Consider the following 26,285-nt stretch of genomic DNA (forward strand, 5'->3'; position numbering starts at 1 on the left):
CGGTTATGGCAATCAAGGTCGTCTGAAAATAAATCAGGCAACACTTTAATAAAATTCTGACACAAACCGAAAATCGTGCTAACGATAACATTTACCACAAAAAGAGACAATATTTATTCGAATAATAACCATTCTTGATAAAACCAAAGTTTACCGGCATAGAATCCCATTAATAGGAATCTCCGTTTCCGCACAAATCTACTGTATCTTTCCAAATCCCATTTGCTATAAAATTCCCCGATACAACCCCTTTCAGACGACCTCATCATGAACGACCACCAACTGCTCCGTTACAGCCGCCACATCCTTCTCGACGAAATCAGTATCGAAGGACAGGAAAAAATTCTTGCCGCCCGCGTCCTCGTCGTCGGCTGTGGTGGGCTGGGCGCGGCAGCACTCCCGTATCTTGCCGCATCAGGCGTTGGCAAACTCATCATCGCCGACCACGACACTATAGACGATACCAACCTCCAACGCCAAACCACCTTCACCGAAGCCGATATCGGACAAGCCAAAGCGCAAGTGATGGCAGGTCGTCTGAAAGCCGTCAACAGCGCGTGCGACATTACCGCACTGACCGAAAAACTGGACGAAACCCGCCTGACCGAGCTCATGTATACCGCCGACATCGTTCTCGACTGCACTGACAACTACCCCACCCGCCAAGCCATCAACCGCGCCGCCGTCGCCACCCGTACCCCGCTGGTTTCCGGCGCTGCCGTGCGTTTTGAAGGACAAATCGCCGTGTACCGTCCCGATTTGCCTGACAGCCCTTGCTACGCCTGCCTGTTTGACGGAGATACCGCCGATGACGGCGCCTGCGCCCTGTTCGGCGTATTTTCTCCGTTGGTCGGCATCATCGGCGCGACCCAAGCCGCAGAAGCCCTTAAAATCCTCACCGGCGCGGGCGAACCGGCACACGGCAAACTGAAAACTTACAACGCACTGACCGGCAAATGGCAAGAATTCCTCTTCACGCACAATCGTGACTGTAATGTGTGTGCCAAACCCGAATCAGACGAGCCGTACAGATGATTGCTTGAATACTTAACTTAGGTTCCATGGTCAGTTTAAACAAACATTAAAACATTATCAGCCACCATTTCCCGCCGACTCATCATCACTGCCACACTGTAAAGGTCGAAAGGTCGGCGGATTCGCATTTGAAGTGCAACTTTCCATAACAGAAAAAGGCCAGTATGCGGTAGCATACGGCCTTTCCTACAAGAAAGATTGCCATGAGCTACACGCAACTGACCCAAGACGAACGATACCACATCCAATACCTGTCCCGCCACTGCACCGTTACCGAAATCGCCAAACAGCTTAACCGCCACAAAAGCACCATCAGTCGCGAAATCAGACGGCACCGCACCCAAGGACAGCAATACAGCGCCGAAAAAGCACAACGGCAAAGCCGGCTTATCAAACAGCGTAAGCGAAAGCCCTATAAGCTCGATTCGCAGCTGATTCAGCACATCGACACCCTTATCCGCCGCAAACTCAGTCCCGAACAAGTATGCGCCTACCTGCATAAACACCACCAAATCACGCTCCACCACAGCACTATTTACCGCTACCTTCGCCAAGACAAAAGCAACGGCGGCACTTTGTGGCAACATCTCAGAATATGCAGCAAACCTTACCGCAAACGCTACGGCAGCACATGGACCAGAGGTAAAGTACCCAACCGCGTCGGTATAGAAAACCGACCCGCCATCGTCGACCAAAAATCCCGCATCGGCGATTGGGAGGCCGACACCATCATCGGCAAAGGACAGAAAAGCGCATTACTGACCTTGGTCGAACGCGTTACCCGCTACACCATCATCTGCAAATTGGACAGCCTCAAAGCCGAAGACACTGCCCTAGCGGCCATTAGGGTATTAAAGGCACATAAAGCCAGAGTGCACACCATCACCATGGACAATGGCAAAGAGTTCTACCAACACACCAAAATAGCCAAAGCATTGAAAGCGGAGACTTATTTTTGCCGCCCCTACCATTCTTGGGAGAAAGGGCTGAATGAAAACACCAACGGACTCATCCGGCAATATTTCCCCAAACAAACCGATTTCCGGAACATCAGTGATCGGGAGATACGCAGGGTTCAAGATGAGTTGAACCACCGGCCAAGAAAAACACTTGGCTACGAAACGCCAAGTGTTTTATTCTTGAATCTGTTCAAACCACTGATACACTAGTGTTGCACTTGAAATCCGAATCCAAGGTCGTCTGAAATTATCCGAAATGTGCAAAGTCCAAACTATTAATTCTTCAATCATAAAAAGGGCAAACCCGATTGGGTTTGCCCCTTTTTCATTACAAGACTTAGTGAACGTCTTTCCAATATTCTTTTTTCAGGAAGTATGCCAGAGGCAGCATCACTGCAAGCAAGAACATCAACACGATATAGCCTGTACGTTTGCGCTGGAGTTGCGCCGGTTCACCCATGTAAACCAAATAGTTCACCAAATCGCGTACATAAGCATCGTACTCTGTTTGGACGACTTTGCCGTTTGGCAAGCGACGGCTGTGTGCGCCGGTAGATTCCCAATAAAGTTTGGGTTTCGATACGCCATGCTCATCTTTAACCATAACCGGTTGACCTTTGGCATCCAACTCAACCGCTTGAACGCCTTGTTGCTCCCACAATGGGTGTGGCATACCGACTTTATCGAATACGACGTTGTTCCACCCGTTCGGACGGGTCGGGTCTTTATAGAAGCCGCGCATATAGGCATACAGATAATCCGCGCCTCTAGAGCGGGCAATCAGCGTCAGATCCGGAGGAGCCGCACCAAACCATTTGGCAGCATCTTTAGGATTCATCGCCGCCAACATGACATCACCGACGTTGTCTGTCGTAAACATCAGGTTTTTCTTGATTTCTTCATCAGTCAAACCGATGTCTTTCAGACGGTTGAAGCGCATACCGCTTGCCGAGTGGCAGGATAAGCAGTAGTTGGTGAAAATTTGAGCACCGCGCTGCAAGCTGACTTGGTCGCGCAGGTCAATCTCAACTTTTTCGTAGTGTCCGCCACCGCTGGCGACGGCGGCACTCATAGGCACTGCCAGTAATAAGGCAGCAAACCAGTTTTTCAGGGTATGTTTCATTTTCGCTGCCCTCATCAGATATTGGTTGCAAACAGGTAAGCACCTACTGCGGTAATACCGACATAAACAAAGAACATGATTTTTTGTTTAGTGGTGCTCATGGTTACACGCTCAGGCGTAGCTTTTTCGCTATTAAACGCATTCAGGAATGGAATAGCTGCAAAGAAAACTGTGTAAGCCAGAACGAATGCCTTAACGATGTTATTTGGCAAGACTGCAACTAAATATAGGTTATAAATAATTAAAGCTGCATAAACAAACAGACTGATTAAATATTTAATACCACCAGCTTTTTCAGCCAACCATTTAGGATTTGTATGCAACGGCATACCGATGAAGAACAAGAAATAGAATGCACTGAATGCACGAGCAAAAGCTGTACGAGTATCATCTGCTACCAATGCACCCAGAATTCCCAAGCCGATAAAAGATACAACAAACAACGCCAACATTACTTTGAAAGAGTTGTTGCGGTAACGAACAGATTTTACAGGTGACTTATCCAACCAAGGCAACAAGGCAATCAATACAACTGCTGCACCCATGCCGATTACACCCCATACCTGAGTACCTGCCATCGAAGGAATCGCACGCAAAATAGCGTAGAACGGGGTGAAATACCATACCGGCGCAATGTGCGGCGGTGTTTTCAGCGCATTTGCCGCGTCAAAGTTCGGGGCTTCAAGGAAGTAGCCACCGCCTTCGGGAGCGAAGAACAATACGGAGCAGAAAACAATCAGGAATACGACAACGCCCAAGATGTCTTTGACGGTGTAGTACGGATGGAAAGGAATGCCGTCGAGTGGAACGCCGTTTTCATCTTTGAGTTTCTTGATTTCCACGCCGTCGGGGTTATTTGAGCCGACTTCGTGCAGGGCGATGATGTGCGCCACGACCAAACCGAGCAACACTATCGGCACAGCGATAACGTGCAGCGCGAAGAAGCGGTTCAGGGTAACGTCGGAAACGTTGAAGTCACCGCGGATCCAAGTGGATAAATCAGGACCGATGACAGGGATGGCGGAGAACAGGTTAATAATCACCTGCGCGCCCCAGAAGGACATTTGACCCCAAGGCAGCAGGTAGCCCATAAAGGCTTCGGCCATCAATGCCAAGAAAATCAAGGAACCGAAAATCCACACCAATTCACGCGGTTTTTTGTACGAACCGTAAATCAAGCCGCGGAACATATGCAGGTATACGACGATGAAGAAGAAAGATGCGCCGGTAGAGTGCATGTAGCGGATAATCCAGCCGCCAGACACGTCGCGCATGATGTACTCTACTGCAGTAAAGGCAGCAGGCAGGTGATAGGCATTCAGGTTGCCGTCCGGTTTGTAGTTCATGGTCAGGAAGATACCGCTGACGATTTGAATTACGAGGACGAGCAGAGCCAAAGAGCCGAAGTAGTACCAGAAGTTGAAGTTCTTCGGCGCGTAGTATTGAGCCAAATGCTCATTCCACATTTTAGACAGAGGGAAACGAGCGTCCGTCCAGTCTAACAATGCTTTTGCTTTGTTATTGGTTTGGTTTGCCATAATTATCGTTCCTTATTTTTAGTCTTCGCCTACCAAGACTGTCGTATCGCTCAGATATTTGTAGGGCGGAACAACCAGGTTGGTCGGTGCAGGAACACCTTTATACACGCGGCCTGCCATGTCGAATTTCGAACCGTGGCACGGGCAGAAGAAGCCGCCTTTCCAGTCTGCACCCAAATCCGCAGGGGCAACGTCGGGACGGTAGGTCGGCGAGCAGCCCAAGTGGGTACAAATACCGATGGCTACGAGAATTTTCGGCTTAATCGAACGGGTCTCGTTTTTACAGTTTTCGGGCTGATGATCCACATCGGAATTAGGATCAACAACCGCGCCGTTCAAACTTTTCAGGTCTTTGAGCTGCTGATCGGTACGATTGACCACCCAAATCGGTTTACCCTGCCATTCGGCAGTCAGCATTTGTCCGGATTCGATTTTGCTGACATCGATTTCGACGGGAGCACCTGCGGCCTTGGCTTTTTCCGAAGGGAAAAAGCTTGCCACGAAAGGCGTAGCTACGCCCAAAGCCGCCACACCGCCCGCGCCGCATGTAGCCAGCGTCAGAAAGCGGCGGCGACCGCTATTGATTTCTTGATTATCCATTATTCAGTCGTCCTAAAATTTTGGGAATACCGAGCCATTAAACGATGTAATTCTACCTAGTTTGCAGTGATACTCAAAGCATTATTTAAATTAAGGTAAATTTTCATGACGATTATCAAGGCTTAGGCGGGGTTATCTTCGTCGAAATGACAGATTTCCAACTCGAAATGCCGGGCTACGGCCTCGCCCAAAGCGCGGATGCCGTAACGCTCCGTCGCATGGTGTCCCGCGCTGACAAAGGCAACGCCTGTTTCATTGGCAAGGTGAAACTGCGCTTCCGAGATTTCTCCGGTCAGATAGGCATCGACGCCTTCGTCTATGGTCGTCTGAAAAAATCCCTGCGCTCCGCCGGTACACCATGCGATGCGTTTGATTTCGCGCGACATATCGCCGACGGCTACGGGCTGCCGCCCCAGCGTTGTAGCAATGTGTTGCAACCATTCAGCCAAAGTCTGCGGCTTTTTCAGACGACCTATATTCAACAGGTTCTGTTCGCCGAACTGCCTTTCGACTTCCCAGCCCAACTTATCGGCAAGCTGCGCGTTGTTGCCCAGCACAGGGTGTGCATCCAGCGGCAGGTGGTAGCCCGCCATATTGATTTGGTGTTGCAATAATGTTTCGATGCGCGCTTTTTTCCAGCCTGTAATCGTTATCGGCTCGCTTTTCCAAAACATTCCGTGATGCACCAAAAGCATATCCGCGCCCTGCTCCGCAGCGAAATCGACCGCCGCTTTGCTTGCCGTTACCGATGTCGCTATTTTGCCGACTTCCGCCCCGCCCTCGACCTGTAAACCGTTGGGCGCATAGTCTTTAAACATTCCGACCTGCAACACCTCGTCGCACCACGCCAAAATATCGTTGCGTTTCGCCATATCATTCCTTTCAACACATAGCGGATTAAATTTCATAAAACAAGACGAAACAATGCCATCCCTGTTTCAAATCAATTCACCACATTCATACAAAATCGGACGCACATTCTAACCGCAAACCATGATGCCCCCAATCCCCATACCGTCCAACACGCGCCCGCATTTACACCCCGGCATGAAATATTTTAATATTGCCTGTTTCAAGAGGTCGTCTGAAAGCGTAAAAACCAATGGATTCCATCATCGAACTGCGCCATCTCAAAACCCTGCTGGCACTCGAAGAAACCGGCAGCGTATCCCTTGCCGCCAAGCGCGTCTTCCTGACCCAATCCGCCCTTTCGCACCAAATCCGCGCGCTTGAAAACTATTACGACACCCCCCTGTTTGAGCGCAAATCCACGCCCTTGCGTTTTACACCCGCCGGCGAACGCCTGTTGAGGCTCGCACGCGAACTCCTCCCGCAAGTTTCCGCCGCCGAGCGCGACCTCGCCCGCATCATCGAAGGCGAAGCAGGCGAATTGCGGCTAGCTGTCGAATGCCACACCTGTTTCGACTGGCTCATGCCCGCGATGGGCGAATTCCGCCCCATGTGGCCGCAAGTCGAATTGGACATCGTTTCCGGCTTTCAGGCAGACCCCGTCGGACTCCTGCTGCAACATCGCGCCGATCTCGCCATCGTATCCGAAGCCGAAAAACAAAACGGCATCAGCTTCCGCCCCCTGTTTGCCTACGAAATGGTCGGCATCTGCGCCCAAGACCACCCGCTTGCCGCCAAAACCGTTTGGGAAGCAGAAGACTTCATCGGTGAAACCCTCATCACTTATCCCGTTCCCGACGAAATGCTCGACCTGCCCAAAAAAATATTGTTACCCAAAGGCATCAATCCACCGCGCCGCCGCAGCGAACTGACCATCGCCATCATCCAGCTCGTCGCCAGCAAACGCGGCATCGCCGCCCTGCCCTACTGGACCGTGATGCCCTATCTCGAAAAAGGCTACGTCGTCCACCGCCAAATCACTGCCAACGGTCTGCAAAGCGAACTCTACGCCGCCACGCGCACCGAAGACGCAGACAAAAGCTATCTCGACAACTTCTGCCAAATTGTCCGCGAACGCAGCTTCGCCGACCTCCCCGGCTTAAGCGAACTGACAATGCCCGGACAGGATTGATGTTTTCTTGAAACAGGGTGTCAAGGCATTCACGCACTTCGATTTCAATATCAAAAGGTCGTCTGAAAACCCAAATCTCAGGTTTTCAGACGACCTTTGCCCGACAGACACATATTATAGAGTTATAAAGCAGCCCCATGACCGTTAAACCGCATTAATCCCCACAAACACAGGCTAACCGTTTTCAGACGACCTTTATGTTAGAATAGGTCGTCTGAAACCTAGCAATCCGCAAGGAAACACTATGCAAACCTTAGACCCCGAGCTGCAACAGCGCGCGGCGCATATCAAGCTGCTGATATTGGATGTGGACGGCGTTTTGACCGACGGCCGCATCTTTATCCGCGACAACGGCGAAGAAATCAAATCGTTCCACACGCTGGACGGACACGGCTTGAAGATGCTTCAGGCAAGCGGCGTGCAGACTGCGGTTATCACAGGTCGGGACGCGCCCTCCGTCGGCATCCGCGTCAAACAGTTGGGCATAAATTACTACTTCAAAGGCATTTCGGACAAACGCGCCGCCTATGAAGAATTGCGCGCGCAGGCGGGCGTAGAAGAAGCCGAGTGCGCCTTTGTCGGCGACGACGTGGTCGATTTGCCGGTGATGGTGCGCTGCGGATTGCCGGTTGCCGTGCCTGACGCGCATTGGTTTGCGCTGCAACACGCCGCCTATATTACGAAACATGCGGGCGGCGCAGGCGCGGTGCGCGAAGTGTGCGACCTGATTATGCGCGCGAAAGGTACGCTGGGCGCGGCTTTGAACGAGTACATCAAATGAAAGTAAGATGGCGGTACGGAATCGCATTCCCTTTGGTACTGGCGGTCGCGCTTGGCGGATTGTCGGCATGGTTGGGGCGCATCAGCGAAATCGACATTGAAGAAGTCAAACTCAACCCCAACCAGCCGCAATATACGATGGGCGGCATAGACGGGCGGCGGTTTGACGAACAAGGTCGTCTGAAAGAACATCTGAGCGCAAGAGGGGCGAAACAATTTCCCGAAAGCACCGACGTACATTTCGAGCTGCCGCACCTCGTCTTCTTCCAAGAAGGCAGCCGGCTTTACGACGTCGGCAGCGACGAAGCCGTGTACAACACCCAAACCAAACAACTCCTGTTCAAACACAACGTCGTCCTGACCAAAGCCGCCGATGCCAAGCGGCAGGCGGGCGTCGTCAAAACCGATCTCCTACACGTCGATACCGAATCGCAATACGCCCAAACCGACACGCCCGTTACCTTCCAATACGGCGAATCGAGCGGCAACGCCGAAGGTCTGACGTATGACCACAAAAAAGGTTTGTTGAACTTCCCATCCAGAGTGAAAGCCACGATTTATGATACAAAAAATATGTAAGGTATGTGTTTTAACCGCATTTTTCGCCACCGCCCCCGCCTACGCCCTGCAAAGCGACAGCAAGCAGCCGATACAGATTGAAGCCGACCAAGGCTCGCTCGACCAAAACAACCAAAGTACCACCTTTACCGGCAACGTCATCATCAAACAAGGCACGCTCAACATCCGCGCAGGCAGCGTCAACGTCTCCCGCAACGACAAAGGCGAACAGTTCATGAAAGCCAGCGGCTCGCCCGTCCGCTTCAGCCAGACGCTCGACGACAACAAAGGCACGGTTAACGGACAAGCCAACAACGTAACCTACTCCTCCGCCATCAACCTCGTTACCCTGACCGGCAACGCCAAAGTCCAACGCGGCGGCGATGTAGCCGAAGGCGCAGTCATTACCTACAACACTAAAACCGAAGTCTATACCATCAACGGCAGCTCCAAATCAGGTGCCAAATCCGCCGCCAAATCCGGCAGGGTCAGCGTCGTCATCCAGCCGTCCAGCACCCAAAAAACCAAATAACCCGCATCTGACAACACCAAAGGTCGTCTGAAAACCAACATAGCAAGCCCCAAAAACACATTTTCAGACAACCTCCGAACCAAGAGTCATTTATGAGCGAAAACACCAGCCGCCTCGTCGTTCAAAACCTGCAAAAAAGTTTCAAAAAACGCCAAGTCGTCAAAAGCTTCTCCCTCGAAATCGAAAGCGGCGAAGTCATCGGCCTGCTCGGCCCCAACGGTGCAGGCAAAACCACCAGCTTCTACATGATCGTCGGACTCATCGCCGCCGACGCAGGCAGCGTTACCCTCGACGGACAAGAACTGCGCCACCTGCCCATACACGAGCGCGCCCGCTTAGGCGTCGGCTACCTGCCCCAAGAAGCCTCAATTTTCCGCAAAATGACCGTCGAACAAAACATCCGCGCCATTTTAGAAATCAGCACCAAAGACAAAAGCCGCATCGACGGCGAAGTCGAAAAACTGCTTGCTGACCTCAACATCGGCCACCTGCGCCACAACCCCGCCCCCTCCCTGTCCGGCGGCGAACGCCGACGCGTCGAAATCGCCCGCGTACTCGCCATGCAGCCGCGCTTCATCCTCTTGGACGAACCCTTCGCCGGCGTCGACCCCATCGCCGTCATCGACATCCAAAAAATCATCGACTTCCTCAAATCGCGTGGCATCGGCGTACTCATTACCGACCACAACGTACGCGAAACCCTCAGTATCTGCGACAGAGCCTACATCATCAGCGACGGCACCGTCCTCGCCTCCGGCAAGCCGGACGACTTGGTCAACAACGAACAAGTCCGCTCCGTCTATCTCGGCGAAAACTTCAAATACTGATTTCAAATACTGACCATGACAAACCGCACAATCAATTGTGCGGTTTTTTTAAATGACGAAACCACCCAAAGTAAGTTGACGCATGAAGTGTAAAGTGTTGAAATACACATATCGAATAAAAAACAGCGTTCCCCAAAACGCCAAACACACCATAAAACCTTTTCAGACGACCTCTTTGCCATCGAACCAAACCCGAGGACAAATGCCGTCCGAAATATAAAAAACAATCAACATACATTGCACCATGACCTTACTCGGCCTCAAACTCAGGCAGACCCAACAACTCAATCAACGTCTGCAACAATCCCTGCGCATCCTGCAAATGTCCGGCATCGAACTCGAACGCGAGGTCGAAGACTGGTTGCAGGACAATCCCCTGCTCGAACGTCCCGAAACCGACGAATTTGCCGACGCAGAGTTCAATCACGGCACCACCATACCGCGCAGCAACCACCTCGGCGGCGACGATGCCGAAGACGCGTGGCTCAACATCGCCAAAGAAGAAGATTTCAACCAATACCTGCACTCCCAAGTGTGCGAACACCCCCTTTCCGACAAAGAAGCCGCCTACGTCCACATCCTTATCGACTTCCTGGACGACCAAGGCTATTTCACCGACAGCATTCAAGACCTTATCGACAACACACCCTTGGAATGGATGCTGGACGAAGACGAACTGCAAAACGCCCTCGACCTTTTGCAGACCTTCGACCCGCCCGGCGTTGCCGCCGCCGACCTGACCGAATCCCTGATGCTCCAACTCATGCGCCTGCCCGCCAGCCCCGCGCGTCAGGCGGCCGCCCACCTCATCCAAAGTTCGCTGCACGATTTGGGCAAAAACCGCAAACAAAACATCATCCGCTTCCGCAAACTCTTTCCCGAAATCGACAGCGAAACCATAGAAGCCGCACTCGACATCATCGCCACGCTCAACCCCTACCCCGCCTACGGTTTCGCCTCCTCCGAACCGACCGCTTACATCCAGCCCGACGTTTGGGTCAAAGAAGGCAAAGACGGCTGGAAAGTCATCGGCAACGAAGCTGCCTGGCCCAAACTGCAACTCAACCGCGAATACTGTGAACTCATGAAATCCGCAGAAGACGGCGCACCCGAGTGGAAAGAAAAAATCAACGAAGCCAAGCAGCGCATCGACTCCCTCGAACTGCGCAAAAGCACCGTCATCCGCCTTGCCGAATACATCGTCAAAAATCAGGAAGACTTCTTCATCTTCGGCGAAATCGGACTCGCGCCCATGCTCATGAAAGACGCAGCCGCCGAATTGGGGCTTGCCGAAAGCACCATTTCGCGCGCCGCCAACCAAAAATATTTGTCTTGCCCGCGCGGACTATTTGCGTTACGCTATTTCTTCACACAGGCAGTCAATTCCGAAGGCGACAAAGAAGGCCTGAGCCAAGGCGCGATTAAAGCCGTTTTGGGGCAGATTATCGAAAACGAAGACAGCAGCAAACCCCATTCCGACGAAACCCTTGTCCGCCTCCTCAAACAACAGGGCATAGACATCGCCCGCCGCACCGTCGCCAAATACAGGGAATCGCTCGACATCCCGCCGGCACACAAACGCAAACTTACCGAATGACAGTTTTAAACCGCAGTTTTCCCGTTCCGTTTCTGACGGACTGAACCCCACCGAAGGAGCTGTATTATGAATCTGAAAATCACCGGTCTGAATTTCGACGTTACCGAGGCCATCAAAAACTACGTTTCCGAAAAATTGGAACGCATCAACCGCCACGCAGCCAACGCCATTTCCGTTACCATCACCCTTTCTGTGGAAAAACTCAATCAACAGGCTGAAGCAGACATCCATCTGGCGGGCAAAGACCTCCACGTCGAGGCCGTTGAACAAGACATGTACGCCGCCATTGATGTTCTGATGGACAAGCTCGACCGTGCGGTGCTGAAACATAAAGAAAAAAGCGGCGATGTCCGCAACACGGTAAAACCTGCCGCAGAATAAGCCTTGATTCAATAATAAAAACGTCGTCTGAAAATTTTCAGACGACGTTTTTTGTTAGCCAGTAATCTAGGGGCTGAACATAATGATTTGAATCCCACATAGGCGTTTTTCTGCTGGCAAAACCCACGTCATATTGGTCAACAAGCATTGCAGTATGTTAGCCCCATCAGGACAAAATTTTGAAAAATCATTGTATTTAAAAAAGAAACTGTTTTCTTATTCTGAATCCATGTCGGATTAGAAAAATAGAAAATATCCACGCCTGCCTTCTTTGTTCATGAAAGCAAACTACGTTTTCAGATGACCCTCCCTCTCTTACCAAGAGTAAATGACACCGCCCGACTTACTCTCATTATTCAAATCCATTTGAAAAAATAAATACTTAAACCCATCCGAAAACCCGCCATACCGCCCCGTTGCAAATCATGCTATGGTCTATTTGATACGTTTGAAAAACCTTAACTACCTTGTATTCTGATTACAAAGAAAGGCTTCAAAATGGACGGTTGGACTCAGACCTTGAGCGCGGGCTGGCTGCTGGGTATTGCGGCGATGGCGATTGTGCTGATTTTGCTGTTGATTGTGAAACTGCGTGTCCACGCACTGTTGACCTTGGTGTCGGTGAGCCTGCTGACGGCGGTAGCGACGGGGCTGCCGATGGATAAGATTGTGAACGACGTTCTGCTGAAAAACTTCGGCGGCACGCTCGGCAGCGTGGCTTTGCTGGTCGGTTTGGGCGCGATGCTCGGGCGGCTGGTGGAAACTTCGGGCGGGGCGCAGTCGCTGGCGGATGCGCTGATTCGGATGTTCGGCGAAAAACGCGCGCCGTTTGCTTTGGGCGTGGCTTCACTGATTTTCGGCTTCCCGATTTTCTTTGATGCGGGATTGGTGGTGATGCTGCCGATTGTCTTTGCGACGGCGCGGCGCATGAAACAGGACGTATTGCCTTACGCTCTGGCGTCTATCGGCGCGTTTTCGGTGATGCACGTTTTCCTGCCGCCCCACCCCGGCCCGATTGCGGCTTCGGAATTTTATTCGGCGAACATCGGTCAGGTGCTGATTTTGGGGCTGCCCGTCGCCATGTTCACTTGGTATGTCAGCGGTTATCTACTGGGTCAGGTTTTGGGACGCACCATCCGCGTGCACGTTCCCGATTTGCTCAGCGGCGGCGCGGTGGACAACGACCAGCCGCAAACGCCTGCCAAGGCTTCGACCGTGGTCGGCATTATGTTGATTCCTATGCTGTTGATTTTTATGAACACAGGTCTGTCCACCTTAATTAGTGAAAAAGTCGTCAGCGCGGACGAACATTGGGTACAGGTGGCGCGCATGATCGGCTCGACTCCGGTCGCACTGTTGATTTCGGTTTTGGTGGCGCTTTATGTTTTGGGCAGCAAACGCGGCGTGAAGGCGAGCGCACTGGAAAAAACGGTGGACGGCGCACTCGCCCCCGTCTGCTCGGTCATTCTGATTACCGGCGCAGGCGGCATGTTCGGCGGCGTGTTGCGCGCATCGGGCATCGGTCAGGCGTTGGCGGACAGCATGGCAAATTTGGGCATCCCCGTATTGCTGGGCTGCTTCTTGGTGGCTTTGGCGTTGCGCATCGCGCAAGGTTCGGCAACCGTTGCGCTGACGACTGCCGCCGCATTGATGGCACCCGCCGTTGCCGCCGCAGGCTTCAACGACTGGCAACTCGCCTGCGTCGTTTTGGCAACCGCGGCAGGCTCGGTCGGTTGCAGCCACTTCAACGACTCGGGCTTCTGGCTGGTCGGCCGCCTTTTGGATATGGACGTACCGACCACGCTGAAAACATGGACAGTCAACCAAACGCTGATTGCCGCCATCGGCTTTTCAGTGTCGGCGCTGCTGTTTGCCGTGGTTTGAGGTCGTCTGAAAACGGTTTTGAGACACTCTAAACCGTCTGCCCGACCTTATATAGTGGGTTAACAAAAATCAGGATCAGGCAACGAAGCCGCAGACAGTACAGATAGTACGGAACCGATTCGCTTAGTGCTTCAGCACCTTAGAGAATCGTTCTCTTTGAGCTAAGGCGAGGCAACGCCGTACCGGTTTAAAGTTAATCCACTGTATCTTTCCACTCAAACAAAGGAAGAAAACATGACGACGCATTTTGTGATGATGGGTGTTTGCGGCTGCGGCAAAACCACCGCCGCCCTGTCCCTGCAAAAACACCTCAACCGATGCCCCTACGCCGAAGGCGACGATTTCCACACCCAAGCCAACCGCGACAAAATGGGCGCGGGCATCCCGCTGACCGACGAAGACCGCTATCCGTGGCTGCGCAACCTGCGCGACTGGATGACGGAACAGGCGCAAAGCGGCGCGGCGTACACCATCGTTACCTGCTCCGCCTTGAAGCGCCAATACCGCGACATCCTGCGCGGCGCGCAAGGCACAACCGCCTTCATCCACCTGACACCGCCGCAAGCCATCAACCTCGAGCGCATGATGGCGCGCCAAGGGCATTACATGAAGGCGGGAATGCTGGATTCGCAACTGAAAATTCTGGAAGAACTCGGCGCGGACGAATACGGCGTCAAAATCGACAACCCCGGTTCGCCCGAAGCCGTAGAAGCCGATATTTTGGCTTGGGTTAAAGCGGAAGGTTTGTTGTGAAGAAAGCGTGTAAATAGGTATAAGGAAGGTCGTCTGAAAATTTCAGACGACCTTTTTGCGGAGATTCATTTTACAAACCACCCGCGATACAACCGCTTTTCAGACGACCCCTCACAAAGTCTCCGCCTGAAACCACGTTTTGCCGTTGGCGGTGCATTCGAGGATGCGCCAGTCGTAGGTTTGGCTGAGGCGTTCGGCGTCCATGATGTCGGCGGTTGCGCCTGCGGCGGTGATGCTGCCGTTTTTCATCAGCGTGATGTGGCTGGCGTAGTGGCCGGCGAGGTTGAGGTCGTGCAACACCATGACGACGGTCATGCCTTGTTCGGGCAAGGTGGTGAGGTGCTGCATCAGGCTGTGTTGATAGCGGACGTCGAGATGGTTGGTCGGCTCATCAAGAAAGAGGACTTCGGCATCCTGCAACAGCGCGCGGATGACGGCGGCGCGTTGCTGTTCGCCGCCGGAGAGGGTTTGGATGCGTTTGTGTTGCAGGTCGGCGAGGTCGAAATGCTCGAGCAGGGTTTGGGCGCGTCGGGTGTCCGCCTGTTTGGGCCGCCGATACCAGGCGAGTTTGGGGTATCGTCCGATGAGGACGTATTCAGACAAGGTCATGGGGAGGTTGAAATGTTCGTGTTGCCCGACCCAGGCGATTTTATGTTGCCTGAGCGCGTCCTTCATGGGCGTTCCACACCAGCTTGCTTGCGGATGGTAGAGGAACTGTTTGAGCAGGGTGGACTTGCCCGCGCCGTTGGGTCCGATGACCGCGCTGACGGCGCATTGGGGAAATTCGGCGCGGTCCAAAGACAGGATGGTGCGTTTTCCGGCTTTGACGGTGCAGTTTTCGATCAGCAATGCCATGTCAGCTCCTTTGGTCTTTGACAATCAGCCACAGGAAAAACGGCCCGCCCAAAATGGCGATGACGATGCCGACGGGCAGGTCGATGGGATAGACCACCCAACGGGCAAACGTATCGGCGAGCAACATAAAAATCGAACCGACGACGGCGGACAGGATAATCAGGCGGGTGCGCGAGCCGCCGACTGCTTGCGCCAATACGTTGGGTATCATCATGCCGACGAAACCGATAATGCCGCCGAGCGAGACGGCGGCTCCGGTCATCAAAGCCGCGCCGATGATGGTTGCCACGCGGGTGGCGGCGACGCTGATGCCCATGGTGTGCGCCGTTTCGTCGCCCAAGAGCAGATAGTCGAGATGGCGACCGACAGCAGTCAACACGACCAAACCCGCCAACATCACGCCGCCTGCGTAGCCGGGCGAAACAAAGCCTGCTTCGGAAAAGCTGCCCGAGAGCCAAGTCATGGCGCTGCGCAATGCCATGTCGTCTGAAAGGAAAAGAATCAGGCTGACCAACGCGCCGCACAAAGCGCTGACCACAAAACCCATGACCAACAGCCCCAGCTTGCCGCCGCCGACCAGACGGTGTCCGAACAGAATCAGGATACAGACGGCAAACGCGCCCGAAAATGCCGCCAGTGGCACGGCGATGCTCCAGCCCATCGCAATCGCCAGCACCACACCCATTGCCGCGCCGCCCGACGTACCGATCAGGCTCGGGTCGGCAAGCGGGTTTTCAAACAACGCCTGCAACGCCGCACCGCTGGCGGAAAGTGCCGCGCCGACCAGCAAAGCGACAAAAATACGCGGCAGGCGGATTTCCATCAACACGGGATCGGCAGCAAGCGGATTGCTCCACCCCCCCTCGCCCACTCCGGCGCAAAACCAGATCAGAAACAAAGATAAAACCGGCAACGCCGGAAGCCATTTTTTCATGTTGTGATTCTTTGAAGAGTATTTCGGCAGCGGCTGCGAAACGCCGACGGATTCGCCGTTGATTGCTTTTCAGACGACCTGTTCGCAATAAACGAACGCAGAAAGCTGCTGCCTTCATGTGCATCCATTCCAAAACAACGACGGCAAAAGAAGGTCGTCTGAAACCGACAAGAAGCCGGATTGCCCATCCGACTTCATGCCATCACGCAACTTTCAGACGACCGCTCCTTATTTCCCTAAATCATGCAGCTTGCGGATGATGTCGGACGTGTAGAGGCCGTAGCGCATATAGTCGTCCGCCTGCCAGAACAGGATGCGTTTGTTTTTCCCGGCGGGGCTGGAGGCGATTTCGGGGCGGGTCATGATTTTGTCGAGGCCGCCGAGGGCTTTTTCATTGTGTTTGGCGATGATGATGACGTCAGGTTTCGCGTTTAGCCAGCCTTCGCGCGAGAACGGTTTGAGTCCGTCCACCGAAGCCGCCGCGTTCGTCCCGCCAGCTAAGCGGATAAGCACGTCGCCGACGGTGTTTTTACCCGCAACATAACGGCCGTCGTAGCTGAGGATGTAGCGTTTGCCGTTGGCTGGTTGCGCCTTGATACTGCTTTTAAACTGCTGCGCCAAAGCCTGCGCCTGCTTTTCCTTGCCCAACAATTTGCCGATGCGGGCGAAACTTTGCTGGTATTGCTCCAGCGTTTCGTTTGAATTGACGTTTTCCGCTTTGACACCGGCGCGGCTGAGTTGGGTGTAAATGCCGTCGGGTTTCGCCATCCAGCTTCCGATGACCAAATCAGGCTTTTTGGCGATGATGGGTTCGGCGGAGAAATTGCGGTAGAAGCCGATGGACGGCGTGTTTTTATAGGCGGGATTGCGGTTGAACTCGTGGATGCCGACGACTTCTTTATCCGCACCGAGTTTCGCGGCGATGTCGGCAACGTCGGGCGTCAGGATAACGACGCGCTGCGCGGCGGCATGGGCGGCAAGCAGGGTCAGGACGGCGGCGATGATGGTTTTTTTCATGATGTTTCCGTATGGTTTGCAGGGTTTGGAGGTCGTCTGAAAACCCAAAACGGGGTTTCAGACGAGGTGTGGATTTAAAAAAGATTACAGCCCGTATGTTTGGCGCACTTCGGCAATCAGCGCGCGCCACGCTTCGGATTCCGCCTCCGCATCGGCAGGTCTGCCAAACAGTTGCAACACCAAATTGCGGCGTTCGTCATAGGCTTCGATGCTGTGAACAATGCCGTTGCTGCCCGGACGGCGGACGAACCAAAGTTCGGCGAGTTTGGCGTCGTCGAGGAAGATATTTAGAAGGTTAATGATATAAATTATCATTTTATTTCAATTTAAGGTCAACCTTCATTAAAAAGTATAGTGGATTAAATTTAAATCAGGACAAGGCAACGAAGCCGCAGACAGTACAGATAGTACGGCAAGGCGAGGCAACGCCGTACTGGTTTAAAGTTAAGCCACTATAACGAAAAATCAAAGCAAATCGAGACTATGCCGCCTCGGTTTAATGTGAACCCGTCAAACCGCAAAAATGACGGTAAAACCGACTCCCCACCCTTGCGCCAAGCCCCAAGCTTTCGTCCAAACCCCTTATAAAAACAATACAATTCCGCTACAATAGCCCTTTGCATTTTTTCAGACGACCTTAGCGAAACGTCGTCTGAAACCGAAATACCGAAACCATAGAGAATCACAACATGACCGATTACAGCAAAACCGTAAACCTGCTTGAAAGCCCGTTTCCGATGCGCGGCAATCTTGCCAAGCGCGAGCCTGCGTGGCTGAAAAGCTGGTACGAGCACAAACGCTATCAAAAACTGCGCGAAATCGCCAAAGGCCGTCCGAAATTCATCCTGCACGACGGCCCGCCGTATGCCAACGGCGACATCCACATCGGTCATGCCGTCAACAAAATCCTCAAAGACATCATTATCCGCAGCAAAACCCAAGCCGGTTTCGACGCGCCTTATGTGCCGGGTTGGGACTGCCACGGTCTGCCCATCGAAGTGATGGTGGAAAAGCTGCACGGCAAAGACATGCCCAAAGCGCGCTTCCGCGAATTGTGCCGCGAATATGCCGCCGAACAGATTGCCCGTCAGAAAAAAGACTTCATCCGTCTGGGCGTGTTGGGCGACTGGGACAATCCTTACCTGACCATGGATTTCAAAACCGAGGCGGATACCGTGCGTATGCTCGGCGAAATCTACAAATCGGGCTATCTCTACCGCGGCGCGAAACCGGTTCAATTCTGCTTGGACTGCGGCTCTTCGCTGGCTGAAGCGGAAGTGGAATACAAAGACAAAGTATCGCCTGCGATTGATGTCGGCTATCCGTTTAAAGACACCGCCGCGCTTGCCGCCGCATTCGGTTTGGCAGGCATCGAAGGCAAAGCGTTTGCCGTCATCTGGACGACCACGCCTTGGACGCTGCCTGCGAGCCAAGCCGTGTCTGCGGGTGCGGACGTGGTTTACCAACTGATTGATACGCCCAAAGGCAAATTGGTATTGGCGAAAGATTTGGCGGAAGACACGCTCAAACGCTACGGTTTTACTTCAGACGACCTGAAAGTATTGGCAGAAACCACCGGTGACAAGCTGGAAAACCTGCACATGAATCATCCGTTCCTCGAACGCGATATTCCCATGCTCAACGGCGAACACGTTACCACCGACGCCGGTACGGGCTTGGTACACACCGCCCCCGCACACGGTTTGGAAGACTACGCCGTCTGCAACAAATACGGCATCGAGCTTTACAACCCCGTCAACGCCGAAGGCAAATACATCAGCGAAACGCCGCGCGTCGCAGGCATGAGTGTTTGGGAGGCGAATCCCGTCATCCTGCAATGGCTGGAAGAAACCGGCAACCTCTTGGCAAGCAGCAAAATCGAACACAGCTACGCCCACTGCTGGCGCCATAAAACCCCGCTGATTTACCGCGCGACAGGTCAGTGGTTTATCGGCATGGACAAAGCCGGCAGCGACGGCAAAACCCTGCGCGACAAAGCCATCAAAGCCGTGGACGACACCGAGTTCTTCCCGTCTTGGGGTCGCGCGCGCCTCGAAGCCATGATCGAAGGCCGCCCCGACTGGGTCGTTTCGCGCCAACGCTACTGGGGCACGCCGATGACCTTCTTCGTCCACAAAGAAACCGGCGAACTGCATCCGAACTCCGCCGAGCTTTTGGAAAAAATCGCCCTGAAAATCGAAGAAAAAGGCATTGAAGCATGGTTCTCCCTCGATAAAAGTGAATTGTTGAGCGCGGAAGATTGCGAAAACTACGACAAACTTTCCGACACGATGGACGTATGGTTCGACTCCGGCTCGACCCATTATTCCGTTTTGAAACAGCGCGAAGAATTGGACTGGCCCGCCGACCTCTACCTCGAAGGCAGCGACCAACATCGCGGCTGGTTCCAATCCTCCATGCTGACCGGCTGCGCCTCCTCCATGGGACGCGCCCCGTACAAACAGCTTCTGACCCACGGTTTCGTGGTTGACCAAAACGGCCGCAAAATGTCGAAATCCATCGGCAACGTCGTCGCGCCGCAAGAAGTCTATAACGAGTTCGGCGCCGACATCCTGCGCCTGTGGGCGGCATCCACCGATTACAGCGGCGAATTGGCGATTTCTAAAGAAATCCTCAAACGCGTCACCGAAAGCTACCGCCGCATCCGCAACACCTTGAGCTTCCTGTTTGCCAACCTCAGCGATTTCGACCCGTTCGAACACACCGTACCGCAGGCAGACATGGTCGAAATCGACCGCTACGCCTTAGTATTGGCGCGTCAGTTGCAAGAGCGTCTGGCAGGCGACTTCTATCCGCGCTATGCCTTCCACTTCGCCGTGAAAGACATCGTCGCCTTCTGCTCGGAAGACTTGGGCGCGTTCTACCTCGACATCCTGAAAGACCGCCTCTACACCACCCAAGCCGACAGCCACGCCCGCCGCAGCGCGCAAACCGCCCTGTATCACATCACGCGCAGCCTGGTTCTCTTGATTGCACCGATTTTGTGCTTCACCGGCGAAGAAGCGTGGGACATCATCGGCGGCGGCGAAGAAGACAGCGTCCTCTTCCACACTTGGCACGAGTTCCCACCCATCAACGAAAAAGCCGAAGCCGAACTGGTGAAAAAATGGACGGCAGTCCGCGAAGCCCGCGAAGCCGTAACCGCCGCCATCGAGCCTTTGCGCGCCGACAAAACCGTCGGCTCGTCCTTGCAGGCAGAAGCCGAAATTACCGCGCCGGAAGCCACCGCTGACTACCTGAACGCCTTAGGAGAAGAATTGCGCTTTGCCCTCTTGGTGTCCAAAGTCGAAGTCAAAACCGGCAGCGAACTTGCCGTTACCGCCAAAGCCAGCGACGGTGAAAAATGCGAACGCTGCTGGCACTACACCCACGACATCGGCTCAGTCGCAGGCCATGAAACCATCTGCAAACGCTGCGCCGAGAATGTCGATGGCAAAGGCGAAGAGCGGCATTACGCTTAAGTGCTGCCGACATTTGATTTTCGAAGTGGATTTTTGTTTGAAAAGCGGCAAAATCAAGCTGGAAACCGCAGCAAGATTGGATACCTTGCGAGAATTTCCAACGCGGAAGATGCCGCTTTAAGAACAAAAAGATACAGAAATTATTGAATATCGACAGACTCTCAGGTCGTCTGAAAAAAGGTCGTCTGAAAACCAAGATACAGGTTTTCAGACGACCTTTGCTATGGCGGAACGGCTTTATGCTTCGACTGGTTTGCCGCGCAGGGAGAAGGTGTAGGCTTCGGTGATTTCCAAATCGATCATTTGGTTGATCATGTCGGGCGTACCGGTGAAGTTGACCACGCGGTTGTTGGCGGTACGGGCTTGGAGCTGGTCGGGGTCTTTTTTGGAGATGCCTTCGACCAGACAGCGTTGTACGGTGCCGATCATGGTTTGGTTGATGCGGGCGGTTTCGGCTTCGATGACTTCATTCAGGGCTTCGAGGCGGCGCACTTTTTCGGCATGCGGGGTGTCGTCCGGCAGGTTGGCGGCAGGTGTGCCGGGGCGCGGGCTGTAAATGAAGACGAAGCTCAAATCGAAAGCGATGTCTTTCACCAGCTTCAGGGTCTGCTCGAACTCGCGCTCGGTTTCGCCGGGGAAGCCGACGATGAAGTCGCTGCTCAGGCACAAGTCGGGGCGGATGGCGCGCAGTTTGCGGATGATGGATTTGTATTCCAAGGCGGTGTAGCCTCGTTTCATCGCGCTCAATACGCGGTCGGAACCGCTTTGAATCGGCAGGTGCAGGTGCGACACCAGCTTGGGCAGGTCGCGGTAGCACTCGATAATCGAGTCGGTAAACTCGCGCGGGTGGCTGGTGGTAAAGCGCATACGCTCGATGCCGGGGATTTCGTGGACGATGCGCAGCAGGGTGGCAAAATCGCAGATTTCGCCGTCTTCCATTTCGCCGCGATAGGCGTTGACGTTTTGTCCCAAGAGGTTGATTTCTTTCACGCCTTGCTGGGCAAGGTTGGCGATTTCGGTCAAAACGTCGTTCAGCGGGCGGGAGAACTCTTCGCCGCGTGTGTAGGGGACGACGCAGAACGAGCAGTATTTGGAACAACCTTCCATAATGGACACGAATGCTGCGCCGCCTTCGACGCGGGCGGGCGGCAGGTGGTCGAATTTTTCGATTTCGGGGAAGGAAATATCGACTTGCGACAGGCCGCTGGTTTCTTTATCCACAATCATTTTGGGCAGGCGGTGCAGCGTTTGCGGGCCGAAGACGACGTCCACATAAGGCGCGCGTTTGATGATGTTTTCGCCTTCTTGGGAGGCGACGCAGCCGGCAACGCCGATGATGAGGTCGGGATTTTTTTCTTTGAGCGGGCGCACGCGGCCTAAGTCGGAGAACACTTTTTCCTGCGCTTTTTCGCGCACGGAGCAGGTGTTGAAGAGGATGATGTCGGCTTCGTCGGCTTCGGTCACTTGTTCGATGCCGCCGTTTTCTTCGGCGAGTACGGCGAGCATTTTTTCGCTGTCGTATTCGTTCATTTGGCAGCCGAAGGTGCGGATAAATACTTTTTTCATGGTTTGTGTCTTTCTCAGGTAGCCCGTAATTGCGGGGCTGATTGTTATAAAAATCTTCATTTCAGACGACCTTTGGAACGTGGACAGGTCGTCTGAAACGCAGATTCGTCAGGGCGCAAAAATGCGCGGTTGCGCTGCTGCGGCTGCAACAGCCAACCACGCGGTGTGTGTTTGGGTCGTCTGAAACGGGCAAACGACGGCTTATTGCGCGTCTTTTTTAACCTCGTCGCGGACTTCTTTTTGCGCGGTAAAACGGGAGGCTTCGTCGTCGGTCAAAACCCACACTTCGCGCACAAGGGCGTTGGTGTCGTTGTGTTTGAACGCGATGGTTTTGCCGGTTTTGCCTGCCAGCCGCCCCATCGGGATGAAGCGGTCGTTTTCGTCGTGGATTTTGGTGAAACGGGTGATTTGCAGCTTGGCGGAATTGCCGTCGGCAATGCCCAGCGTCAAGAGGCGCGTCCATGAGAAGCCGCCACGGCTCACTTTCAGATAAGGCAGTTCGACCTGTTTCAAAACCGCCGCGTCCATATCGCTCGGCAGCCTGCGCTGGGCGGCGTAGGAGACGGTGGAAACCAAAAGGGTAAGCATTAAAATGAATCCGCGTAACATGATGTTTTCTTTATGGTATAAATGGGTGCGGATTATAGCACAAACGCTTCAAATATGAACAGAGTGATTGTTTTTACAGAACAATTTTCATTTTCAGATACAGAGTTCAAGTCTTGGCGGTTTGGGCTTTAGGGGTCGTCTGAAACGGCTGGCGCGGGCAATCTGATGATAAAATACCGCTTATTTTTCAGACGACCTCAGAAAGAATCCGCTATGAACCGTAACGAAACCCTGTTTGACCGCGCCAAAGCCATCATCCCCGGCGGCGTAAACTCCCCCGTCCGCGCATTCGGCAGCGTCGGCGGCGTACCGCGCTTCATCAAAAAAGCCGAAGGCGCGTATGTTTGGGACGAAAACGGCACGCGCTACACCGATTACGTCGGTTCGTGGGGGCCTGCGATTGTCGGACACGCGCACCCCGAAGTCATCGAAGCCGTGCGCGAAGCCGCCTTGGGCGGTTTGTCGTTCGGCGCGCCCACCGAAGGCGAAATCGTCATCGCCGAAGAAATCGCCAAAATCATGCCGTCGGTCGAACGGCTGCGCCTCGTCAGCTCCGGCACCGAAGCGACCATGACCGCCATCCGCCTCGCACGCGGCTTTACCGGACGAGACAAAATCATCAAATTCGAAGGCTGCTACCACGGCCATTCCGACAGCCTGCTCGTCAAAGCCGGCAGCGGCCTGCTTACCTTCGGCAACCCGTCTTCCGCAGGCGTTCCCGCCGATTTCACCAAACACACCTTAGTCCTCGAATACAACAACATCGCCCAACTCGAAGAAGCGTTCGCCCGCAACGGCGACGAAATCGCCTGCGTCATCCTCGAACCCTTCGTCGGCAATATGAACCTGGTCCGCCCGACCGAAGCCTTCGTCAAAGCCCTGCGCGAATTGACCGAAAAACACGGCGCCGTGTTGATTTACGACGAAGTGATGACCGGCTTCCGCGTCGCGCTCGGCGGCGCGCAGTCGCTGCACGGCATCACGCCCGACCTGACCACGATGGGCAAAGTCATCGGCGGCGGTATGCCGCTTGCCGCGTTCGGCGGACGCAAAGACATCATGGAATGTATTTCCCCGTTGGGCGGCGTGTATCAGGCAGGCACATTATCAGGCAACCCGATTGCCGTCGCCGCCGGCTTGAAAACGCTCGAAATCATCCAGCGCGAAGGCTTCTACGAAAACCTGACCGCCTTGACCTGCCGCCTCGCCGACGGGCTTGCCGCCGCCGCCAAAGCACACAACATCGAGTTCACCGCCGACAGCGTGGGCGGTATGTTCGGTCTGTATTTCGCCGCACACACCCCGCAAAACTACGGCGACATGGCGCGCTCCAATATCGACGCCTTCAAACGCTTCTTCCACGGTATGCTCGACCGCAACACCGCCTTCGGCCCGTCCGCCTACGAAGCAGGCTTCGTCTCCGCCGCGCACACGCCCGAGCTGATTGACGAAACCATCGCCACCGCGCACCAAGTGTTCGCGGAAATGGCGAAGTAGGGCGAAGCGCATCCGCAGAAGCAGGTGTGATTTACATAGCAAAGGTTGTCTGAAAACTCGAATTTAGGTTTTCAGACAACCTTTTAAATTTGAAGCGATACCCGAAAATATAGTGGATTAAATTTAAATCAGGACAAGGCGACAAAGCCGCAGACAGTACAAATAGTACGGCAAGGCGAGGCAACGCCGTACTGGTTTAAATTTAATCCACTATACCTTATCGCCTCCCGCAAGTCTGATGTCGGTATTCGACAACGCTGTAATCAGGAAGCAGCCGCATCGAAGGCCAACATTCTGCGGCATACAGGAAACAAAAATCATATCTGCTTTAAAGGCAAGGTCGTCTGAAAGCCTGAATTCAGGCTTTCAGACGACCTTGCCTTGCCCTCCCCTTTTAAACCATCGCTTGATACAACGCAATCATCAGCGGCATGGTGATGACGCACAGCAGCGTCGTGATGCCGTAAATCGCGCTGGCTTTACGGGCGTTTTGACCATAAACCATCGCCATTTGGGTAACGGTGGACGCGGCGGGGCTGACGGTGGCGAGGAAGCTGATAAGGACGACGGTATCGCTGTGTCCGCCCAAGCGGGCTATGCCTGAAACTTTGACAAACACCAACAGAATCAGCGGGATAAGTATCAGGCGCAGGAAGGCGACGAGGTAAATCCGTTTGGAGAGGACGATTTCTTTGAGCGGCAGCGAGGCAATCAACATTCCGGCAACGAGCATGGCGACTGGGCCTATCATGCTGCCGACAGTAGCGAGCGTATTGTCGATGATGTGCGGCAGTTTGATTTGGAAAGCAAACATGAACACGCCGATAAAGATGGAAAGGATGTTGATGTTGGTCAGTACGGTTTTCCACGCAAGATTGCCGCGCCCGCAAAGCAGCAGGCGCAGGTGCGTCCAGAAAAGGAACATTTGGACGATGATGAAGCCGCTGGTGTAAATCACCCATTGCGGTCCGAAAATGGACATTACCAGCGGGATGATGAGGTTGCCGGAATTGGTGTAAACCGTGGCAGCGTGTTCGAGCGTATCGAGCTTAAACACAGTTTTGAAAAGCCTGCCCAGCGCAATCAGCAGGATGTGGAACACGACCGCCAAGGCGACCGAGAGTTTCAACCCGTCAACGATGTCGGGCGTGTTCTCGATTTGGAAAGCGTGAATCATCACCGACGGGCTGATGAGGTAGAGCGCGATGACGGAGAGCGTGCGGCTGTGTTCGGAATTCAGAAGCTTAAACTTCACCAACGCCATGCCCATCAGGACAATCAGGGTCAGCTCGGTGATTTTGCCGGCAAGGAGCAGGGCGGTTTCCATAGCTTATCCGTATCTGAATATAGAAAAGGAATTCTATAGCAAATCGCAGCTTTCGTTATCCATAAAGCCCCGGTTTTCCAAGCTATATCGCCATCACTATGCAGACCCCTATAAATAAAAAGCAAAAGGGTCGTCTGAAACCTATTTAAGCCTTATGCCAGAATACCAGAGCCTTTCCGACAACAAGTACATCATCCTCATACGCAAGAGAAGTCTTTACAAAAATTAAAACATTTACTTGTAGTAGTAAAATGCCAAATGCATCCTAATAGTCAGATAAAAATACCGTTCGTCGCTTTTTCCCCACAAATTGATAAAAATAGAAATTTAAAATATTTTCTACCAAACAAGGTAATACCCATCAAAAAACCCAAAAATCAAATTAAAATA

Annotated in this window: 24 protein-coding genes and 2 pseudogenes; 15 read left to right on the forward strand and 11 right to left on the reverse strand. The window is 53.5% G+C overall.

Translation table 11 applies throughout. From position 1 onward, the window contains the following. Positions 1 to 267 precede the first annotated feature (267 nt). Both J7445_RS08820 and J7445_RS08825 read left to right on the forward strand, forming a co-directional pair. Positions 268 to 1,035, forward strand: coding sequence for a HesA/MoeB/ThiF family protein (locus tag J7445_RS08820; protein ID WP_070656586.1), 768 nt, complete (start codon positions 268 to 270; stop codon positions 1,033 to 1,035). Between the two features lie 203 nt (positions 1,036 to 1,238). Next, positions 1,239 to 2,204: an IS30 family transposase gene (locus tag J7445_RS08825; protein ID WP_209283007.1), complete on the forward strand. Its 966-nt coding sequence runs from the start codon at positions 1,239 to 1,241 to the stop codon at positions 2,202 to 2,204. Between the two features lie 127 nt (positions 2,205 to 2,331). On the opposite strand, the gene J7445_RS08830 is transcribed toward J7445_RS08825, so the two are convergent. The 4 genes from J7445_RS08830 to J7445_RS08845 all read right to left on the reverse strand — a co-directional run bounded on the left by J7445_RS08830 (position 2,332) and on the right by J7445_RS08845 (position 6,127). Continuing rightward, positions 2,332 to 3,117, reverse strand: a complete 786-nt coding sequence (locus tag J7445_RS08830) for a cytochrome c1 (RefSeq protein WP_209283008.1) — start codon at positions 3,115 to 3,117, stop codon at positions 2,332 to 2,334. Positions 3,118 to 3,131: 14 nt separating this feature from the next. Next, positions 3,132 to 4,655: a cytochrome b gene (locus J7445_RS08835; RefSeq protein WP_070655903.1), complete on the reverse strand. Its 1,524-nt coding sequence runs from the start codon at positions 4,653 to 4,655 to the stop codon at positions 3,132 to 3,134. A gap of 18 nt (positions 4,656 to 4,673) precedes the next feature. Further along, positions 4,674 to 5,255 (reverse strand): ubiquinol-cytochrome c reductase iron-sulfur subunit, encoded by a 582-nt coding sequence (gene petA, locus J7445_RS08840; RefSeq protein ID WP_070655901.1) that lies wholly within the window; start codon positions 5,253 to 5,255, stop codon positions 4,674 to 4,676. Positions 5,256 to 5,377: 122 nt separating this feature from the next. Then, positions 5,378 to 6,127, reverse strand: a complete 750-nt coding sequence (locus J7445_RS08845; protein WP_070655899.1) for a Nif3-like dinuclear metal center hexameric protein — start codon at positions 6,125 to 6,127, stop codon at positions 5,378 to 5,380. Between the two features lie 230 nt (positions 6,128 to 6,357). Between J7445_RS08845 and J7445_RS08850 the strand changes: the two genes are divergently transcribed. From J7445_RS08850 to J7445_RS08890, 9 genes are all read left to right on the forward strand, one after another. Then, entirely contained in the window at positions 6,358 to 7,296 is a 939-nt protein-coding gene (locus tag J7445_RS08850) for a LysR family transcriptional regulator (protein WP_016686599.1), read from the forward strand. A 244-nt stretch (positions 7,297 to 7,540) separates the two neighbouring features. Then, positions 7,541 to 8,077, forward strand: a complete 537-nt coding sequence (locus J7445_RS08855) for a KdsC family phosphatase (RefSeq protein WP_070655897.1) — start codon at positions 7,541 to 7,543, stop codon at positions 8,075 to 8,077. Then, positions 8,074 to 8,655, forward strand: a complete 582-nt coding sequence (lptC, locus tag J7445_RS08860) for an LPS export ABC transporter periplasmic protein LptC (protein ID WP_070495990.1) — start codon at positions 8,074 to 8,076, stop codon at positions 8,653 to 8,655. Before J7445_RS08855 ends, lptC begins: the two co-directional genes overlap by 4 nt. Next, the gene (lptA, locus tag J7445_RS08865; protein WP_070636438.1) at positions 8,636 to 9,166 is read left to right on the forward strand and encodes a lipopolysaccharide transport periplasmic protein LptA; all 531 of its coding nucleotides are present in this window, start codon (positions 8,636 to 8,638) and stop codon (positions 9,164 to 9,166) included. The genes lptC and lptA overlap by 20 nt, the downstream gene beginning before the upstream one ends. A 92-nt stretch (positions 9,167 to 9,258) precedes the next feature. Continuing rightward, positions 9,259 to 9,993 (forward strand): LPS export ABC transporter ATP-binding protein, encoded by a 735-nt coding sequence (gene lptB, locus J7445_RS08870; protein WP_003766063.1) that lies wholly within the window; start codon positions 9,259 to 9,261, stop codon positions 9,991 to 9,993. Positions 9,994 to 10,237: 244 nt separating this feature from the next. Continuing rightward, on the forward strand, positions 10,238 to 11,590 hold the full coding sequence (gene rpoN, locus J7445_RS08875) for an RNA polymerase factor sigma-54 (RefSeq protein WP_070440261.1): 1,353 nt from the start codon (positions 10,238 to 10,240) through the stop codon (positions 11,588 to 11,590). A 66-nt stretch (positions 11,591 to 11,656) separates the two neighbouring features. After that, positions 11,657 to 11,971, forward strand: coding sequence for a ribosome hibernation-promoting factor, HPF/YfiA family (gene hpf, locus J7445_RS08880; RefSeq protein ID WP_003757098.1), 315 nt, complete (start codon positions 11,657 to 11,659; stop codon positions 11,969 to 11,971). Between the two features lie 498 nt (positions 11,972 to 12,469). Continuing rightward, the gene (locus tag J7445_RS08885; RefSeq protein ID WP_070655895.1) at positions 12,470 to 13,855 is read left to right on the forward strand and encodes a GntP family permease; all 1,386 of its coding nucleotides are present in this window, start codon (positions 12,470 to 12,472) and stop codon (positions 13,853 to 13,855) included. A 234-nt stretch (positions 13,856 to 14,089) separates the two neighbouring features. Further along, positions 14,090 to 14,608, forward strand: a complete 519-nt coding sequence (locus tag J7445_RS08890) for a gluconokinase, GntK/IdnK-type (RefSeq protein ID WP_070655893.1) — start codon at positions 14,090 to 14,092, stop codon at positions 14,606 to 14,608. A 111-nt stretch (positions 14,609 to 14,719) separates the two neighbouring features. Here the strand turns inward: J7445_RS08890 and J7445_RS08895 are convergent, their stop codons facing one another. From J7445_RS08895 to J7445_RS08910, 4 genes are all read right to left on the reverse strand, one after another. Then, a complete protein-coding gene (locus tag J7445_RS08895) occupies positions 14,720 to 15,463 on the reverse strand; it encodes an ABC transporter ATP-binding protein (RefSeq protein ID WP_070655892.1) in 744 nt (247 codons plus the stop codon). Position 15,464: 1 nt separating this feature from the next. Continuing rightward, positions 15,465 to 16,397, reverse strand: a complete 933-nt coding sequence (locus J7445_RS08900) for a FecCD family ABC transporter permease (RefSeq protein ID WP_070655891.1) — start codon at positions 16,395 to 16,397, stop codon at positions 15,465 to 15,467. Positions 16,398 to 16,625: 228 nt separating this feature from the next. After that, positions 16,626 to 17,414, reverse strand: a complete 789-nt coding sequence (locus tag J7445_RS08905; RefSeq protein ID WP_070655889.1) for a heme/hemin ABC transporter substrate-binding protein — start codon at positions 17,412 to 17,414, stop codon at positions 16,626 to 16,628. Between the two features lie 84 nt (positions 17,415 to 17,498). Next, a complete protein-coding gene (locus tag J7445_RS08910; RefSeq protein WP_070655888.1) occupies positions 17,499 to 17,729 on the reverse strand; it encodes a ChuX/HutX family heme-like substrate-binding protein in 231 nt (76 codons plus the stop codon). 32 nt (positions 17,730 to 17,761) lie between these two features. Between J7445_RS08910 and J7445_RS12590 the strand changes: the two are divergent. Then, positions 17,762 to 17,869, forward strand: a pseudogene (locus J7445_RS12590) (IS5/IS1182 family transposase); the annotation flags it as partial. Between the two features lie 234 nt (positions 17,870 to 18,103). Next, entirely contained in the window at positions 18,104 to 20,896 is a 2,793-nt protein-coding gene (gene ileS, locus J7445_RS08915; protein ID WP_070655886.1) for an isoleucine--tRNA ligase, read from the forward strand. A 237-nt stretch (positions 20,897 to 21,133) separates the two neighbouring features. Here the strand turns inward: ileS and miaB are convergent, their stop codons facing one another. Then, a complete protein-coding gene (miaB, locus tag J7445_RS08920; RefSeq protein WP_003743791.1) occupies positions 21,134 to 22,462 on the reverse strand; it encodes a tRNA (N6-isopentenyl adenosine(37)-C2)-methylthiotransferase MiaB in 1,329 nt (442 codons plus the stop codon). A gap of 201 nt (positions 22,463 to 22,663) precedes the next feature. Next, a complete protein-coding gene (locus tag J7445_RS08925) occupies positions 22,664 to 23,071 on the reverse strand; it encodes a hypothetical protein (RefSeq protein WP_070655884.1) in 408 nt (135 codons plus the stop codon). 213 nt (positions 23,072 to 23,284) lie between these two features. Here J7445_RS08925 and hemL point away from each other — a divergent pair, with 213 nt between their 5' ends. Together hemL and J7445_RS08935 are read left to right on the forward strand one after the other, a co-directional pair. After that, a complete protein-coding gene (hemL, locus tag J7445_RS08930) occupies positions 23,285 to 24,568 on the forward strand; it encodes a glutamate-1-semialdehyde 2,1-aminomutase (RefSeq protein WP_070655882.1) in 1,284 nt (427 codons plus the stop codon). A gap of 105 nt (positions 24,569 to 24,673) precedes the next feature. Beyond that, positions 24,674 to 24,790: pseudogene (locus J7445_RS08935) on the forward strand (IS5/IS1182 family transposase); the annotation flags it as partial. Between the two features lie 172 nt (positions 24,791 to 24,962). Here the strand turns inward: J7445_RS08935 and J7445_RS08940 are convergent. Then, positions 24,963 to 25,895 (reverse strand): AEC family transporter, encoded by a 933-nt coding sequence (locus tag J7445_RS08940; protein WP_019270966.1) that lies wholly within the window; start codon positions 25,893 to 25,895, stop codon positions 24,963 to 24,965. Positions 25,896 to 26,285 lie beyond the last annotated feature (390 nt).

This window comes from Neisseria sicca, from assembly GCF_017753665.1.
Lineage (GTDB): Bacteria > Pseudomonadota > Gammaproteobacteria > Burkholderiales > Neisseriaceae > Neisseria > Neisseria flava.